Origin of the sequence: Pseudomonas paraeruginosa PA7 (genome assembly GCF_000017205.1) — a bacterium.
GTDB lineage: Bacteria > Pseudomonadota > Gammaproteobacteria > Pseudomonadales > Pseudomonadaceae > Pseudomonas > Pseudomonas paraeruginosa.
Window position 1 is genome coordinate 4,008,566 of record NC_009656.1, and the last position, 15,892, is coordinate 4,024,457.

Annotated in this window: 17 protein-coding genes; 2 read left to right on the plus strand and 15 right to left on the minus strand. The window is 67.8% G+C overall.

The window, feature by feature from the left end; all coding sequences use genetic code 11:
• Positions 1 to 128: 128 nt before the first annotated feature.
• The 13 genes from PSPA7_RS18425 to PSPA7_RS18485 all read right to left on the minus strand — a co-directional run bounded on the left by PSPA7_RS18425 (position 129) and on the right by PSPA7_RS18485 (position 12,541).
• Positions 129 to 1,463 carry a TPM domain-containing protein gene (locus tag PSPA7_RS18425; protein WP_041025371.1) on the minus strand — a complete coding sequence of 445 codons (1,335 nt, stop codon included), beginning with the start codon at positions 1,461 to 1,463 and terminating at the stop codon, positions 129 to 131.
• Between the two features lie 32 nt (positions 1,464 to 1,495).
• Positions 1,496 to 2,764: a TPM domain-containing protein gene (locus PSPA7_RS18430; RefSeq protein ID WP_012076408.1), complete on the minus strand. Its 1,269-nt coding sequence runs from the start codon at positions 2,762 to 2,764 to the stop codon at positions 1,496 to 1,498.
• A 72-nt stretch (positions 2,765 to 2,836) separates the two neighbouring features.
• The gene (gene flhB, locus PSPA7_RS18435) at positions 2,837 to 3,973 is read right to left on the minus strand and encodes a flagellar biosynthesis protein FlhB (RefSeq protein ID WP_003155636.1); all 1,137 of its coding nucleotides are present in this window, start codon (positions 3,971 to 3,973) and stop codon (positions 2,837 to 2,839) included.
• A gap of 2 nt (positions 3,974 to 3,975) precedes the next feature.
• Positions 3,976 to 4,752 (minus strand): flagellar biosynthetic protein FliR, encoded by a 777-nt coding sequence (fliR, locus tag PSPA7_RS18440; protein WP_012076409.1) that lies wholly within the window; start codon positions 4,750 to 4,752, stop codon positions 3,976 to 3,978.
• Positions 4,752 to 5,021: a flagellar biosynthesis protein FliQ gene (fliQ, locus tag PSPA7_RS18445; protein WP_003155633.1), complete on the minus strand. Its 270-nt coding sequence runs from the start codon at positions 5,019 to 5,021 to the stop codon at positions 4,752 to 4,754. Before fliQ ends, fliR begins: the two co-directional genes overlap by 1 nt.
• Before the next feature lie 44 nt (positions 5,022 to 5,065).
• On the minus strand, positions 5,066 to 5,833 hold the full coding sequence (fliP, locus tag PSPA7_RS18450; RefSeq protein ID WP_003155632.1) for a flagellar type III secretion system pore protein FliP: 768 nt from the start codon (positions 5,831 to 5,833) through the stop codon (positions 5,066 to 5,068).
• Positions 5,830 to 6,285, minus strand: coding sequence for a flagellar biosynthetic protein FliO (fliO, locus tag PSPA7_RS18455; protein WP_012076410.1), 456 nt, complete (start codon positions 6,283 to 6,285; stop codon positions 5,830 to 5,832). Before fliO ends, fliP begins: the two co-directional genes overlap by 4 nt.
• Position 6,286: 1 nt before the next feature.
• On the minus strand, positions 6,287 to 6,760 hold the full coding sequence (gene fliN / locus PSPA7_RS18460) for a flagellar motor switch protein FliN (RefSeq protein WP_012076411.1): 474 nt from the start codon (positions 6,758 to 6,760) through the stop codon (positions 6,287 to 6,289).
• A 27-nt stretch (positions 6,761 to 6,787) separates the two neighbouring features.
• Complete coding sequence (gene fliM / locus PSPA7_RS18465) at positions 6,788 to 7,759, minus strand: flagellar motor switch protein FliM (RefSeq protein ID WP_012076412.1); 972 nt, start codon at positions 7,757 to 7,759, stop codon at positions 6,788 to 6,790.
• 7 nt (positions 7,760 to 7,766) lie between these two features.
• Complete coding sequence (gene fliL / locus PSPA7_RS18470; RefSeq protein WP_003156948.1) at positions 7,767 to 8,288, minus strand: flagellar basal body-associated protein FliL; 522 nt, start codon at positions 8,286 to 8,288, stop codon at positions 7,767 to 7,769.
• 269 nt (positions 8,289 to 8,557) lie between these two features.
• On the minus strand, positions 8,558 to 9,211 hold the full coding sequence (locus PSPA7_RS18475; RefSeq protein ID WP_012076413.1) for a DUF2931 family protein: 654 nt from the start codon (positions 9,209 to 9,211) through the stop codon (positions 8,558 to 8,560).
• The gene (locus tag PSPA7_RS18480; protein ID WP_012076414.1) at positions 9,204 to 11,051 is read right to left on the minus strand and encodes a type VI secretion system family protein; all 1,848 of its coding nucleotides are present in this window, start codon (positions 11,049 to 11,051) and stop codon (positions 9,204 to 9,206) included. The genes PSPA7_RS18475 and PSPA7_RS18480 overlap by 8 nt, the downstream gene beginning before the upstream one ends.
• 203 nt (positions 11,052 to 11,254) lie before the next feature.
• A complete protein-coding gene (locus tag PSPA7_RS18485; RefSeq protein ID WP_012076415.1) occupies positions 11,255 to 12,541 on the minus strand; it encodes a flagellar hook-length control protein FliK in 1,287 nt (428 codons plus the stop codon).
• Between the two features lie 186 nt (positions 12,542 to 12,727).
• Here PSPA7_RS18485 and PSPA7_RS18490 point away from each other — a divergent pair, with 186 nt between their 5' ends.
• Both PSPA7_RS18490 and PSPA7_RS18495 read left to right on the plus strand, forming a co-directional pair.
• Complete coding sequence (locus tag PSPA7_RS18490; protein ID WP_003156650.1) at positions 12,728 to 13,315, plus strand: UPF0149 family protein; 588 nt, start codon at positions 12,728 to 12,730, stop codon at positions 13,313 to 13,315.
• A gap of 11 nt (positions 13,316 to 13,326) precedes the next feature.
• A complete protein-coding gene (locus PSPA7_RS18495; RefSeq protein ID WP_012076416.1) occupies positions 13,327 to 13,734 on the plus strand; it encodes a YbaN family protein in 408 nt (135 codons plus the stop codon).
• Between the two features lie 9 nt (positions 13,735 to 13,743).
• On the opposite strand, the gene PSPA7_RS18500 is transcribed toward PSPA7_RS18495, so the two are convergent.
• Together PSPA7_RS18500 and PSPA7_RS18505 are read right to left on the minus strand one after the other, a co-directional pair.
• Positions 13,744 to 15,204 (minus strand): sensor histidine kinase, encoded by a 1,461-nt coding sequence (locus tag PSPA7_RS18500; RefSeq protein WP_079262189.1) that lies wholly within the window; start codon positions 15,202 to 15,204, stop codon positions 13,744 to 13,746.
• On the minus strand, positions 15,167 to 15,856 hold the full coding sequence (locus tag PSPA7_RS18505; RefSeq protein WP_012076417.1) for a heavy metal response regulator transcription factor: 690 nt from the start codon (positions 15,854 to 15,856) through the stop codon (positions 15,167 to 15,169). The genes PSPA7_RS18500 and PSPA7_RS18505 overlap by 38 nt, the downstream gene beginning before the upstream one ends.
• Positions 15,857 to 15,892: the final 36 nt, after the last annotated feature.

Genomic DNA, 15,892 nt, shown 5'->3' on the forward strand with positions numbered 1-15,892 from the left:
CCTGCCCTGCGTGTGGCGCCCGAAGACAGGCGCCGTACAAACTTTTGACGCCGGAATGCGCGTCGAGCGGGTCAGTGCAGGAACCGTTCCAACTTTTCAATTGCTTGATTGAAAAAGGCTTTTCCCTATCACCAGCTGCCGGAGGCGCCACCACCGCCGCTCGAGCCGCCGCCGCCGGAGAAGGAGTCGGACGACGAACTCGACGATGACGACGAAGAAGAGAAACTCGTCGCCCCCTGGTATCCGCCGCCCCGCCTGCGCCGTCCGCCCGGACCGCCGGAACCGACGTTGCAGCCGATGAACAGCGGCAGGCAGGCGGCGGGCAGGATGATCAGCGCCTCGATGCTGTTCAGCGGGTCGTCCACCAGCAACAGCAGGCACTCCAGGGCCAGGGTCAGCAGCAGTCCCAGCAGACCCGGCAGGTAGGCCCGGCGGCGCCCCTTGCGCAACCCCTGCCAGGCCCCGGCCAGCATCAGCAGCGTCAACCCCAGCGACAGCGGAACGGCCAGCCCGTAGTGGAGCACCGCCACCCCGTAGCGGCCATAGGCCCAGAACAACCCCAGCGCATAGAGCGTGAGAACGGCGAAGAACCAGCGCGCGCCGCGCGAATACTTGAGCAGGGCGCCGAAGCCGACCCCGAGGAACGCCACCAGCTGCGCCACCGGCACCATCGCCCACACCGGCCAGTGGCGCCCCAGCGCCAGCGCCGCGCCGAGCGCCATCAGCGTCCCGAGGGTCCAGTACCAGGCTCGCGGGCGCACCAGCAACAGCACGCCACCAAAGGCGCCGAGCAGGAAGACGATGCCCAGGGTTCGCTGCACCCTGTCGGGATCGATCGGGTCGCGCGGCGGCGGCGGCAACGCCTCGCCGTCGATCAGGCGGACCAGGCGCTGCGCCGCCGCTTCCAGGCCGCCGGCGTAGTCCTGCTGGCGGAACGCCGGGGTCATGTATTCACGAATGATCCGCCCGGCATCGGCGTCGGTGATCGCCCCCTCCAGGCCATAGCCGACTTCGATGCGCATGCGCCGGTCATTCTTCGCCACCAGCACCAGGACGCCATCGTCGACGCCCTTGCGTCCCAGCTTCCAGGCCTCGAAGACTCGCACCGCATAGGCCTCGATGCTGTCCGGATAGGTACTGGAAACCATCAGGATCGCCACCTGCGCGCCCTTGCGCGTCTCGAGCGTCGCCAGGGACGCCTCCAGGCGGGCGCGCTCGCTGGAGTCGAGGGTCGCGGTAAGGTCGGTGACCCGCCGGGTCAACACGGGGACCTCGGCGGGTTCGTATGTCGCATCGGCCGCCCCCTCCATCCCGTCGACAGCGTCCTCGGCGGCAGCGGACGCCGGCGCGGCGGCGCTGACCGGTGCCGCCACGGCGGAAACGGACGGAACGTTAACGGCAACGGCACAGAGCAGCGCGCCGAACAGGCGAAACATGACGAAATAACGCATGATTGCAGACATCCTTGTCTCCGAATGCAATGAACGGGAAGCCACTACCAGCTGCCGGAGGCACCGCCTCCACCGCTGGAGCCGCCACCCCCGGAAAATCCGCCGGACGACGAAGAGGAAGAAGACGAACCGCCGCCGGAACCTCCCGACGAACCTCCGCCACTCCCGCCCAGGCGCACCCGGCCGAATACCAGCAATCCCAGCATGAGCTGGAACGGTATCAGGGCCAGCCAGGCCAGCGGCGCGTCCAGCCCACCGGACAGCAATCCGAGCAGCGGGTAGGCCGCCAGCCACACCCACAGCCGGCGCTGGAAACCCTTCCGCCGCTCGCGCCACAGGGAGCGCATCAGGCGGTAGTTCAGCCAGCCGAGCGTCGCCAGCATCAGCACCCCGGCCGGCCACAGCAGGCCGTAGATGAAAGACACCGCGCTGAAGAAATGCGCCGCCAGCCCGAGCAGGGCTACATAGACCAGTACGCCGATCACCAGATGGAACACCGGGCGCACCGTCCACAACGCGCCGAAGGTCGCGCCGCCGACCAGCATGCACAGCGGAGCGACCAGCAGCACGCTGAGCCATTCGCCGGAGGCGCCGACCAGCGTACCCAGCGCCCAGCAGCACAGCGCACCGCCGAGCAGCCAGGGCCAGCGCGCCGGCCGGGCAGTCAACAGCACCCCGGCGAGCGCCCCGTAGACGAAGGCGACCAGCAGCGCCCAGGCTTCCGCCGGCACTTGTCCCAGCGAGACTCCCGGCGCATCCGACGCATCCAACGCCGCCACGGCAACCGGCAGCGATTCGCCGTCGACCAGGCGGATCAGTTCGGCCACCGCGGCCTCGACCCCGCCGGCGTAGTCACCCTGGCGGAACGCCGGGGCCATCCGCTCGCGAATGATCCGTCCGGCGACCACGTCGGGCACCGCGCCCTCCAGGCCGTAGCCGACCTCGATGCGCATCCGCCGGTCGTCCTTCGCCACCACCAGCAGCAATCCGTCGTCGACCGTCTTGCGCCCGAGCTTCCAGGCCTGGAACAGCTTGTCGGCGAAGGTCTCGATGTCCAGGCTGCCGGTAGTCGCCAGCATCACCACCGCGATCTGCGCGCCGCGGCGGCGCTCCAGCGCCTCGAGCCGTTCCACCAGGCGCAGGCGCGTCGCCTCGTCCAGGGTGTTGGTGGTATCCACCACCCGCTCCGACAGGGGCAAGGCGACCCATTCCGCCGGCGCTTCGGCGTGCGCGGGCATCCAGGGCACCAGCCAGGCCAGGGCGAGCAACAGGAGCAAGCGTGGGAAAATACGATCAGACAGGGTTCGATCCATGAACGGCAGAGCTCTCATCCCGAGCGAGTAGCGGCCAAGGCTGCCACAGCGCGGCGCGCAGCTCCAGCCCGGTCATTCGTCGCGGCGCAGGTCCGGCGGGATCGGCAGGTCCTTCAGGGGGCTCGGGCGCTTGCCCTTGCCGGCCTGGTACTGCTTGAGCTGGTAGACGTAGGCCAGCACCTGGGCGACAGCCAGGTAGAGGCCGGCGGGAATCTCCTGGTCGAGTTCGGTGGAGTAGTACACCGCCCGCGCCAGCGCCGGCGACTCCATGACCATGACCTTGTGCTCGCGGGCCACCTCGCGGATCTTCAGGGCCAGGAAGTCGTTGCCCTTGGCCAGCAGCAGCGGCGCCCCGCCGCCCGCCGGGTCGTACTTCAGGGCCACGGCGAAGTGGGTCGGGTTGGTGATCACCACGTCGGCCTCCGGCACCGCCGCCATCATCCGTCGCTGCGCCATCTCGCGTTGCATCTGGCGGATCTTCGACTTCACCTCGGGCTTGCCCTCGGAGTCCTTGTATTCGTCGCGGACTTCCTGCTTGGTCATCATCAGCTTCTGGCGGTTGTCCCAGATCTGGTACGGCACGTCCACCGCGGCGATCAGCAACAGGCTGCAGGCCATCCAGAAGGCGCTCCAGCCGACCACCTGGGCGCTGTGCAGGATCGCCTGCTCGAGCGGCTGGTGGGCCAGCGCCAGCAGCGCATCGCGGTCGGCGGAGAGCACCAGCAGGGCCACCGCCAGCACCACCAGGAACTTGATCAGCGCCTTGCTCAGCTCGAGCAGCGACTTGGCGGAAAACATCCGTTTCAGCCCCGACAGCGGGTTGAGACGGCTGAACTTGGGTTGCAGGGCGTCCATCGAGAACAGCCAGCCGCCGAGGGCGATCGGCCCGACGATCGCCGCCACCAGCAGCATCAGCAGGATCGGCCACAGGCCCTGTGCCGCCAGGTAGCCCGAGGCGCCGAGCAACTGCAGCATGCTTTCGGTGTTCAGCACGGTTTCCCGGGACAGCTCGAAACTGCTGCGCATCAGGCGCAGCATGGCCGCCGCCAGGTCGGCGCCGTAGATCAGCAGACCACCGGCGCCGGCCATCAGGATCGCCAGGGTGTTCAGCTCCCGCGAACGCGGCAACTGCCCTTTCTCGCGCGCCTCGCGGCGGCGTTTCTCCGTGGGTTCCTCTGTCTTGTCCTGCCCGCTCTCGCTCTCGGCCATGGCTACCTCGCCCGCACCAGTTCACGGAGGAATTGCAGGGCTTCGCCGGCCAGCACCTGGTACTGGCCGAGCAGGTCGGCGGTGCCGATCCAGAGGATTCCCAGGCCCAGCACCAGGGTAAGCGGGAAGCCGATGGAGAAAATGTTCAGCTGCGGCGCCGCGCGGGTCATCGCGCCGAACGCCAGGTTAACCACCAGCAGCGCGGTGATCGCCGGCAGCGCCAGCAGCAGCGCCGCGCCCATCACCCAGCCGAGCTTGCCGGCGATGACCCAGAAGTGGTTGCCGCTCAGGCCCTCGCCCACCGGCAGGGTGACGAAGCTCTCGGCGATCACCTCGAACACCACCAGGTGACCGTTCATCGCCAGGAACAGCAGGGTCACCAGCATGGTGAAGAACTGCCCGAGCACCGGCACCGAGACGCCGTTGGCCGGGTCGACCATGGAGGCGAAGCCCAGGCCCATCTGCATGGAAATGATCTGTCCGGCGATCACGAAGGCGTGGAACAGCAACTGCAGGGAGAAGCCGAGCAAGGCACCGACCAGGATCTGCTCGCCGATCAGCAGCATGGATTTCACGCTCAGCGCGTCCACCTGCGGCATCGGCGGCAGGTTCGGCACCAGCACCACGCAGATCCCCAGCGCCAGGTACAGGCGCACCCGCACCGGCACCAGTTGGGTGCCGATCACCGGCATGGTCATCAGCAGCGCCGCGACCCGGAACAGCGGCAGCACGAAGCTGGCGATCCAGCCGCCGATCTGCGCGTTGCTCAGTTCCAGCATCAGCCGATCAACAGCGGGATGTTGCCGATCAGCGCCTGGGTGTACTCCATCAACTGCCGCAGCAGCCAGGGGCCCAGCACGATCAGGGTGAGCAGGATCACCAGCAGGCGCGGCAGGAAGCTCAGGGTCTGCTCGTTGATCTGGGTGGCGGCCTGGAACATCGCCACCACCAGGCCGACCAGCAGGCTCGGAACCACCAGGACGGCGACGATCATCGCGGTCAGCCACAACGCCTCGCGAAACAGGTCCAGCGCCACTTCAGGGGTCATGTCTCTCTCCAGCGCGCCCATGGCGCGTCAAGCCGGCGGCTCCGCTAGACGGTGCCGAAACTGCCCGCCAGCGTCCCGATGATCAGCGCCCAGCCATCCACCAGGACGAACAGCATGATCTTGAACGGCAGGGAAATGATCAGCGGCGACAGCATCATCATGCCCATCGCCATCAGCACGCTGGACACCACCAGGTCGATGATCAGGAACGGGATGAAGATCATGAAGCCGATCTGGAACGCGGTCTTCAGCTCGGAGGTGACGAAGGCCGGGACCAGGATGGTCAGCGGGGTGGCTTCCGGGCCGCTGATGTCGGTGCGCTTGGAGAGACGCACGAACAGCTCCAGGTCGGAGGTGCGGGTCTGCGCCAGCATGAACGCCTTCAGCGGCACCTCGGCCCGCTGCAGCGCCTCCTGGGCGGGTATCTGCTCGTTCAGGTAGGGCTGCAGGGCCTGGCTGTTGATCCTGTCGAACACCGGCGCCATGACGAACATGGTCAGGAACAGCGCCAGCCCCACCAGAACCTGGTTCGACGGGGTCGACTGCAGGCCCAGCGCCTGGCGCAGGATGGAGAAGACGATGATGATGCGGGTGAAACTGGTCATCAGCATGACGAACGCCGGGATGAAGCTCAGCGCGGTCATGATCAGCAGGATCTGCAGGCTCACCGAATATTCCTGCTGGCCCTGGCCATTGGTGGTCACGGTGATCGCCGAGATCGAGGTCGGGTCGGCGGCCAGCGCCGGCCACGGCGCCAGCAGCAGTAGACAGAGCGCGGCACAGGCGCCGGCCAGGGAAATGCGCGGGGTCATGGCTTGCCCTTGGGGTCCTTGTTCAGCAGCTCCAGCAGGCGCTGGGCGAATTCCGGGGTGGCCGGCTCGCCGTCCGGCAGGTGCACCGGCTCCTTGAGCACGTGCAGCGGCGTGATCCGACCGGGCGTGATGCCAAGCAGGATCTGCTCCTCGCCGACCTGCACCAGCACCAGCCGGTCGCGCGGCCCCAGCGGCTGGCTGGCCAGGGTGCGGATCAGGCGGTTGCTGCGCGGACCGACCTGCTGCACCCGGCGCACCAGCCAGGCGAGCAGGAAGATCAGGCCGATCACCAGGCCGAGGCCAAGCACCAGCTGCGCCAGCTGGGCGGCTGCGCCGGAGGCGCCACCCACCGCCGGCGCGGCGACACCGGCCGGACCCTCCGCGGCGTACAGCGGCGCACCGAGCGCGGCGAGCCCCGGCAGCAGTATCCCGGCGAACAGGCGGCGACGCATGTCAGCGCAGCTTCTTGATGCGTTCGCTGGGACTGATCACGTCGGTCAGGCGGATGCCGAACTTCTCGTTCACCACCACCACCTCGCCGTGGGCGATCAGGGTACCGTTGACCAGCACGTCCAGCGGCTCGCCGGCCAGGCGGTCGAGTTCGATCACCGAGCCCTGGTTGAGCTGCAGCAGGTTGCGGATGCTGATATCGGTATGCCCGACCTCCATGGAAATGGTCACCGGGATGTCCAGGATCACGTCCAGGTTCGGCCCCTCCAGGCCGGAAATGGTCGGTGCCTTGGGCGCCGCGCCGAACTCTTCCATCGGCGCCCGCGGAGTACTCGGCTCCGCCACCGGGGTGGCGCCACCCTGGGCCATCAGCGCGTCGATGTCGTCCTGGCTGGCGTCGCCCGCCTCGGCCAGCGCCGCCGCCCATTCGTCGGCCAGGGCCTGTTCCTCGGTGGTCACTTTTTCTTCGTCTGCCATGGTTCGTCTTTCCTCCGGGGGAAGCGGTCAGCGCGAGCGCTCGACCGCCTCGACAATCTGTAGCGCCAGGTTGCCCTTGTGGGCCCCCAGCTTGACCTTGAAGGCGGGCACGCCGTTGGCGCGCATCACCATGTGTTCCGGCATCTCCACCGGGATCACGTCGCCCGGCTGCATGTGCAGGATGTCGCGCAGCTTGAGCTGGCGGCGGACCACGGTGGCACCGAGCGGCACCTGGACGTCCAGCACGTCCTCGCGCAGGGCCTTGATCCAGCGCTCGTCCTGGTCGTCGTGGTCGGACTGGAAGCCGGCGTCGAGCATCTCGCGGATCGGCTCGATCATCGAATAGGGCATGGTGATGTGCAGGTCGCCGCCGCCACCGTCCAGCTCGATGTGGAAGGTGGAGACCACCACCACTTCGCTGGGGCTGACGATGTTGGCCATCGCCGGGTTGACCTCCGAGTTGACGTACTCGAAGTTCATCTCCAGCACCGCCTGCCAGGCCTCCTTGAGGTCGACGAAGGCCTGCTCCAGCACCATCCGCACCACCCGCAGCTCGGTCGGGGTGAACTCGCGGCCCTCGATCTTGGCGTGGCGGCCGTCGCCGCCGAAGAAGTTGTCCACCAGCTTGAACACCAGCTTGGCGTCGAGGATGAACAGCGCGGTGCCGCGCAGCGGCTTCATCTTCACCAGGTTGAGGCTGGTGGGGACGTACAGCGAGTGCACGTACTCGCCGAACTTCATCACCTGCACGCCACCCACGGCGACATCCGCGGAGCGGCGCAGCAGGTTGAACATGCTGATGCGGGTGTAGCGGGCGAAACGCTCGTTGATCATCTCCAGGGTCGGCATCCGCCCCCGGACGATGCGGTCCTGGCTGGTAAGGTCGTAGGACTTGACCGAACCCGGCGTCGCCTCGACTTCGGTTTCCACCAGGCCATCGTCGACGCCGTGCAGCAGCGCGTCGATTTCATCCTGGGAAAGCAGATCTTGCACGGCCATGGGATACCTACTGCAACACGAAATTGGTGAACAACACTTGCTCGACGGCCAACTGGCCGGTTTGCTTCTTGGCCAGCTCCTGCAACCCGGCGGTCGCCTGCTGGCGGAGCATCTCCTTGCCCACCGGGGTCACCAGCGAGTCGAAATTCTGACTCGAGAACAGCATCACCAGTTTATTGCGAACCAGCGGCATGTGCTCGCGCAATGCGTCCATCTGCGCCTTGTCGCGCCCCATCAGCGCGACGCCCACCTGCATGTAGCGCTGGCGGCCGTTCTGGTTGAAGTTGACGACGAAGGCCGGCGCCAGGATCTCGTACAACGCCGGCTGCTTGCCCGGCTTCACCGCCTCGCTGGCGACTTCCTCGGTCTTCTCGGCCTTCAGCGACTTGCTGAGGAAGAACCAGGTGCCGCCCACCGACAGGCCGATCGCCAGCAGCAGGCCGACCACGATCAGCAGGATCAGCTTCAGCTTGCTCTTGCCGCCGCCCGGAGCCCCCGCCTCGGCGGGTGTCGCCTCTTTCTTAGCCATGCCAAAAATCCGTCGCTATAGCGTCAAATGAAGTGTTTCAGGGGGTGAGAGCAAGGGTTGTGCCATTTTTCAGCGTCGCCCCGGCCCCGCCCTGAGGATAGACGGCGCGGATATTACAGGCTGGCCGGCGGAAGTCATCCCTGGAAACGAAAAGTATCTTCGGCTCAACGGCCTGTGAAACGCCGCCCAACCGGAATCATCACAGAATGGGCAACATGCCAGCTAAGAAGTGTGCCCGGCCTACAGGACCTCAGCCCACCATCGTGACGTCACCAGGAACCATACGGAATGCCATTTCTTTCAATGTAGGCTTTGGAAATATCGCTCAAGGGATAGTGATGTCCGCCTGACCCACCGCCATAGGGCCCCTTCTTCACCACTTCTCCCTGCACTCGGGTGACCTCGATGGGACTCAGGCACGGCCCCATGATCCAGGCCTTGGCGATGCCGCCGGGGGCCAGGCCGATGGCCAGGCCTTCGCGGTAGCCGGTGATCCACTTGTCATCGGCCCGGCAGTATGCCTTCTCACCCTTGACCATGGCCTGCCGGATGGCCTCGGGAATGACGATATAGGCCTGGTAGGTCTGCGGTTCCACCAGCGACTGCCAGCGCACGTAGATCAGTCGCGGCAGGGCCGCTCCACGGACATGCTTGCCGGCCCCCCAACCGGGGCGTTTAGGCCAGCCTCGAGGATTCCCCTTGAAGTTCTTCGGCGTCTGGATCGCCGCCACACCGCTCATGGCGCGGCGAAACACCCGGTCGTGGATATCCACCGCATCGGCGGTCTCGATCCACACCTCCATGTAGCTGGGCGCGAGAAAGCCCAGGCGCCAGGCGTCGTAGGGCAGGCCATTGCCGCCGCGGGCGCAGCCCGCCGGCAACCAGGCCAGGGCCAGCAGCAGGGCGAGCATGAACCTAGGCATTGGGATACTCCTTGCGCTTGCCGCCCTCCGCGGGGCGGTTGATGAACATCACCGCCAGCGCGCTGTTGTGCTTGCCCTTGGCGGCGTTCCAGTGGGCGGACAGGTGGATGTAGCGGCGGCACAGCAGGGCGATTTCCTCCTCGCTGAGGCCGGTGAAGTCCTCACCCAGGGCGTAGGCCTGCAACTTGGCGGCGATGGGCCGTAGTTCGTCCGGGAGGGCTAACGCGGGGTCGCGCTCTTCGATCGCCTTGAAGGCTACCCCGGCCCGCACCGCCAGTTCACGCATGATCCGCAGGTAGACCCGCGACAGCTCGCCGCGCACCCGCCGCTCGCTGCTGAGCGCCGCGTAGACCCGCTTCTCCGGCGGTTCGCCGCGGCGCTGGGGCTGCGCCACCGACCAGGTGGCGATGCCCAGGCGCTGCACATAGGGCCGCCAGTGCGGCAACTCGCGCTCCAGGCGTTGGCGGGTGCGCCAGTAGGCCTCGGTATGCTCGTCGGCCTGGCCCTGGCTGACCAGGTTGCTGTCCGGCCGGCTGAGCAGAACCTTCTCCACCGCTTCGGGCAGGTAGCCGCCGCCGATGTCCGAGTGGGCGCCGGGCAAGCGGATGTCGTGGTCGCTGCGGACCAGGGAGAAGTTGTGGCGGTACTCGTTGCCCGCCACCAGTTGCACCACCCGCCGCGCGCAGCCGGGGGCCAGGCCCAGGGCGAGGTCGGCGTTGCGCCCGTCGTGCGGACTGAAATCGCCGCGCAGCGGCGCGACGATGCCGGCCACGGTGTCGAACAGGCCGACGAAGTTCAGCGCGAAGTCGGTTCCGCGGCGCCAGGCGAAGCGCCGGGCGAACAATGGCGACCCGCCGGGCAGGGCCCGGGCCAGCGGGCTGTCCGGGCCCTTGAGCAGTTCGTTGGCGCAGTGCCGCGCGGCCGCCGCGCCGCGGCTGAAGCCGAACAGGTCGATTTCGATGCGCTCGATCAGGAGATTGGGATTGTTATCCTGCAACAGACGCAACTGCTCCAGTACCAGAGCAGGCATCTGCCTGATCCGCGCCAGTACCCCGGTCGGGCCCTGGCCCGTTCCCTGGCTGTAGAAGGAGTCCTCGCCGCCGCTGCGGGTGCCGACGCCCTCCAGATAGACCTTGAGGTACGCCTCTTCAACGTGCGAAGTTAACGGCTCGCCCGTCTGATCTGGATACAACTCGTACAACCGCGCCACATTGGTCGCATCGTTGCCATAGCTGTTGTCCGGCACCCGGCCCTCGCCGTCGTAGCCATAGGCGGCGCAGTGCTGGCGGATATCCTCGGCGGCCGTGTCGCTCAGGCCCACCGCCAGGGCGTGGCAGCCGGCGACCGCCGCGCTGTTGGCCTGGTTGTTGCCGGTGCCGTCGAAGAACAACCCCAGGCGCAGGGTGACGCCGCTCCGTTCTCCCTCTTCTTCCTCTTCTTCCAGACCTGCGCCGGGGGCTGTCGGCGAACGCCAGGCATCGGCCGGAGGAGGCGCCATCGAACGGCCTGGAAAGGGAGCGCGGGGATTGAGAGACATGGCCGCCGACTCCTCGGATGAGAGTACCTGGCAACGCAACGTCTGGTCGGCGAGCAGGCGTGGCGGCGGATCGCAGCGGCACATGCAGAGATCGCCGTCCAGGGCGGTGCTACGCGTTTCCAGCCGCTCGTCCAGGCGCGGGCCGACGCAGACGATGACCCCGGCACTGCCGCAGGCGGGGCAGAACACACTGTCACCCTCGCGGGCCATGGGCTTGCCTTCGATGCTGGCATGCTCCCAGGCGCTGGTGACGGTGCCGCCCGCCGTGGTGCGGGCGCCCAGGGTGATGTGGTAGCGCTTCATGGTTCCACCTGTGCCGAATGCAAGGGCCATCATATTGCCGGTGCAGGTAGATCAGAGGGCAGTACCACCCTGGTGAAGCAGACGTTTCTTACAAGGGCGGGGTATTTTGACGCAAGCCATTCAGCCCGATCTTACGGCTGCGCGAAAAAAGCAAAAGAAAGGCCTCTCATAGGAGGCCCAAAGGGGAAGCACGGACGCCAGTCTCAGGCGTAGTAGTCGACCAACCCACGGGCGGCCGCCGAACCGGGCCGGCCGCGGATCTCGCTGACTCCAACCAGGGTCTCCTCGTCGCCCGCCGCCTCGCCTGCGAAGCCGCGGCCACGCGCCGAGCCGCCCTCGCCGCCCCGCTGCTGGCCCTGCCAGCCGCGCGCCAGCGACTGGTCGGAGACGTTCACGTCGAGCTGGTTCATGCCTTGCTGGCTGAACATGTCGCGCAGCCGGTGCATCTGGCTTTCCAGGGCGTCGCGGACGCCGGCGTTGGGACTGGCGAAGGTCACCTGGGTCTGGTCCGCGGTCATGTGGATGCGCACATCCAGGCGCCCGAGCTCGGCCGGGTCGAGCTGGATCTCCGCCGACTTGAGGTTCTGGCTGGACATCCACATCACCCGGTCCACCACCGCCTCGCTCCAGCCGTTCTGCTGCATCGCCACCGGCTGGCCGGGCACCGTGCCGTTCACCGGACGGTTGGTCAGGGCCTGCTGCGCCATGGCCTGGGTCAGGCCGTTGAGCTTGGCGGCGAAGGGCTCGCCGCGCGGCTCCGCCTTGCTCTCCAGCAGGCTCTCGCTGGCGGCGCTGGCGAGGGCCGGCTCGGCGGTCTGCTGCAACTGGGCCTCGAGCGCCTTGCCGTCGACGGCCCTGGTCAAGGAATCGGAGGTCAGGCTGGCAAGGGCATCGCCGAGGTCCGCCTGGCGTGGATCGGTGCTCTTCGCCGGCCCGCCTTTCGCCGCCTGCGCGGCGTCCTGGGCGCCCTGCTCCAGGGCCATGCTCACCGCCGGCACGCCGTTGAGCTTGACCAGGGTCGGGTCGCTGCTGGCTTCGGTAAGACTGGCCGGCGCACTGCTGGCCGACGGCACGGCGGGCGGCAGCAGGGCCGCCTGGGTCGATTCGTCGAGCAGCGGCACGGCGCCGCCCAAGCCGAGCAGTTGCAGCGGATCGGCGGGGGTTTCGGTTTTTTCCCCGTCATCGGCGCTGGCCTGGCCGTCTGCCGGCAAAGGCTTGCCGTCTTCGGCAACGGCCGGCTGCCTGGCGGCATCCGCCGGCGGTGCCTCGGCTGCGTCCTTGCCGGCGTCCCGCGGCTTGTCCCGCGAACCTTTCGACGGGCCATCGGTGCGCTCGGCCGGCTTCCTCGCGGTCTCCTTGGCATAGACATCGGAGAAGCTGGAAGTCTTGTCGTTACTGGGCTCAGGCGTTTTCTGCGGGCTCTTCGGCGCGGCAGACTTGGGCTTTACATCAGGCGTCGGCGGCAACAACACACCAGGGGCGACGGCCATGGGAATTCTCCATCTGCGAAGGGATAGCATCGTGGCTTGCGCAGGGGACTCAGCAAGGTCCGGGCCAACTTCGCCGGTCCCCTCCGCGAGGCCTGCGCCAGGCCCTGTGCCGGGCACGCCCGCTTTGCCCGCAGGGCCCGTCTGGACTACAATCCAGAGCCGCATCCCTCCCGAGGTAGTACCCTGATGTCCTTCGCCGAAAAACTGTCCCGTCTGCAAGCCTTCCTCGATGCCGATGACCTGCACGAAGAAGCGCTGGACTACGTGGCGACCCACGGCTACCTGACCGCCCTGTCCATCTGCCCGGAGCAGGTGCCGGAGCGGGAGTGGATCGACGCGCTGTTCGCCGAGCCGCCGCATTACCGCAGCGACGAGGAGCGCCAGGAGATCGAGGGTTCCCTCGAACAGCTCAAGGCGCACATCACCCGCATGCTCGCCAGCGACGAGGATCTCGAGCTGCCCTGCGACCTCGACCTCGGCGACGAGCCGGACGATTCCGACCTGCGCGGCTGGTGCATCGGCTTCATGGAAGGCGTGTTCCTCCGCGAGGAAGTCTGGTTCGAGCAGGCCGAGGAGGAAGTCAGCGAGCTGCTGCTGCCGATCATGGTCGGCTCCGGCCTGTTCGACGAGCAGCCCGAGTTCGACGAGATCGCCCGCGACCGCCACCTGGTGGACGACATGGTCGCGCAGATTCCCGACCTGCTGACCAACCTGTTCCTGCTCTGCCAGGCGCCGGAAGAAAAGCCCGCCCTGCTCAAGCCACGCCCGCACTGAGGAGCCCCGCGGTGGCGCAGCGGGAGATTCGCCCGAGCGCTCGCGCCTGGGTGCGCTACTGCCTCCAGGGAGTGGGTTTCCTCAGCGTCGCCCTCGGCGTGATCGGCATCTTCCTGCCGGTACTGCCGACCACGCCGTTCCTGCTGCTCGCGGCGGCCTGCTTCATGCGCAGTTCGCCACGCTTCTACCATTGGCTGGTCAACCACCCACGGCTCGGCCCGTGGATCCGCGACTACCTGGACGGCGAGGGCATCCCGCTGAAGGGCAAGGTCTATGCCATCGGCCTGATGTGGGCCAGCATCGCCCTCTCCTGCTACCTGGTCCGTCGGCCCTGGGCCCAGGGCTTCATGCTGACCAGCGCGGTACTGGTCAGCATCTATATCCTCCGCCAGAAGACCCGGCCGCCGCGCGGCGCCTGAAGGGCCCGCTCAGGACAGCGCCGGATCGCCCTCGCCCAGCGGCAGGCGGTCACCGGGCCCGCGTCGCTCGGGGCTCAGCACGCTGAAGCCGAAGGTGTTCCAGCCGCCCGCGCTGTCGACGAACACCGAACCGCCGTGCATGCTCGCCACCGCCTTGACGATGGACAGGCCGAGGCCGTGGTTGGCCTCGCTGTTGCTGCGCGCCGCGTCGACCCGGTAGAAGCGCTCGAACAGGTGCACGCGGTGCTCCACGGCGATCGGCGCGCCGGGGTTGCTCACCGCCACCCGCACCTCGTCGCCGCGCCGCTCCACCGCGACCCGCACCTCGCCACCGGCCGCGGTGTGCTGGGCGGCGTTGTACAGCAGGTTGGTCACCGCCCGCTGGAACAGCGCGCGCTCGACCATCGCCCGGGCGTCGCCCTGTACCTGGGGGCTCACCCCGGCCTCGTCGAAGATCACCTCGAGGAACTCCACCGTGGTCGCGATCTCGCCGGCCAGCCAGGTGTCCTCGCGCTCGCAGGCCAGGCGACCCTGGTCGGCGCGGGCGAGGAACAGCATGTCGTTGACGATCGCTCGCAGCCGCTCCAGTTCCTCGAGGTTGGATTGCAGGACTTCCTCGTAGTGTTCGCCGCTGCGCTCGCGGGACAACGCCACCTGGGTCTGGCCGATCAGGTTGGTCAGCGGCGTGCGCAGCTCGTGGGCGACGTCGGCGTTGAACGATTCCAGGCGCACATAGGCCTGTTCCAGGCGGTCCAGCGCGCCGTTGAACGCCCCCACCAGCTCGCGCAGTTCGGCCGGCAAGGGCGACATCTGCAGCCGCAGCGACAATTGTCGCGGACTGATCCGCCGGGTTTCCTCGGACAGCCGGTGCACCGGCCACAGGCCCAGGCGGGCGATCCAGTGGCCGAGCAGCGAGGCCAGCAGCACGCCGAGGGCGGACAGGCCGAGCAGCCATTTCACGGTGGAAGTCCGCGCCTCGTGGAACGCCGCGCTGTCGATGGCGGTGACGTAGGTCAGCCGCGGCCGGCCCTCGCGCGCCGGCAACACGCCGACCCGCGCGGTCAGCGCGTACCGGTGTTCCGGCAACTGCAACTCGTAGCGCCCGGCGCCGCTGGCGATCAGGCGCTGCACCGGCTCGCTGAAGCGGCCGTAGCGGTAGCGCGGATCGTCACTGTCGATCCAGAAGCGAATCAGTTCGTACTCCTGGCTCAGGTTGTCCAGCTTGCCCTGCAGGTAGGGCCAGCGCTCGGCCAGGTCGGGGTGGTCGAGCATCCGCGAGACCATGTTGAAGCGCACGTCCACCTCGCCCTGCTGCAAGCGCTCGGTCTGCCGGTCGAGGATGCAGTAGAGCATGCTGCCGATCAGGGCGAAGATCACCAGCGCGGCGCCGGCGAACATGCCCGCCAGGCGGGTCGACAAGGACATGCCCATCTCAGCCCGGCTCCGCCAGCGCGCGGTTCTCCAGCACATAGCCCATGCCCCGGATGGTATGCAGCAGCTTGTTCTCGAAGGGCCCGTCGAGCTTGGCCCGCAGGCGCTTGATCGCGACCTCGACGACATTCGTGTCGGTGTCGAAATTGATGTCCCAGACCAGCTCGGCGATCGCCGTCTTCGACAGGATCTCGCCGCTGCGCTGGGCCAGCACGCAGAGCAGCGCGTATTCCTTGGCGGTCAGTTCCAGGCGGCTGCCGCCGCGGAACACCTTGCGGCTGAGCAGGTCGATGGACAGGTCGGCGACGCGCATCTGCGACGCGCTTTCGTGGTTGCCGCCGCGTCGGGTCAGGGCCTGCAGGCGAGCGACCAGTTCGAGGAAGGAAAACGGCTTGATCAGATAGTCGTCGGCGCCCTCGCGCAGGCCCCGCACGCGGTCCTCCACCCGCTCGCGCGCGGTGAGCATGATCACCGGTGTCTGCCGCTGCTCGCGCAGCGCCCGCAGCACGCCGTAGCCGTCGATCCCGGGCAGCATCACGTCGAGCACGATCACGTCGTACTCGCCGTTGAGCGCCAGGTGGCGGCCATCGATGCCATTGTCCGCCAGGTCCACGGTGAAACCCTGCTCGGTCAGGCCGCGGTTCAGGTAGTCCGCCGTCTTCGCCTCGTCCTCGACTATCAGTACCCGCATCTGTCGCCCGCTCCTCCACTCGCTCCGGCGCCCCGC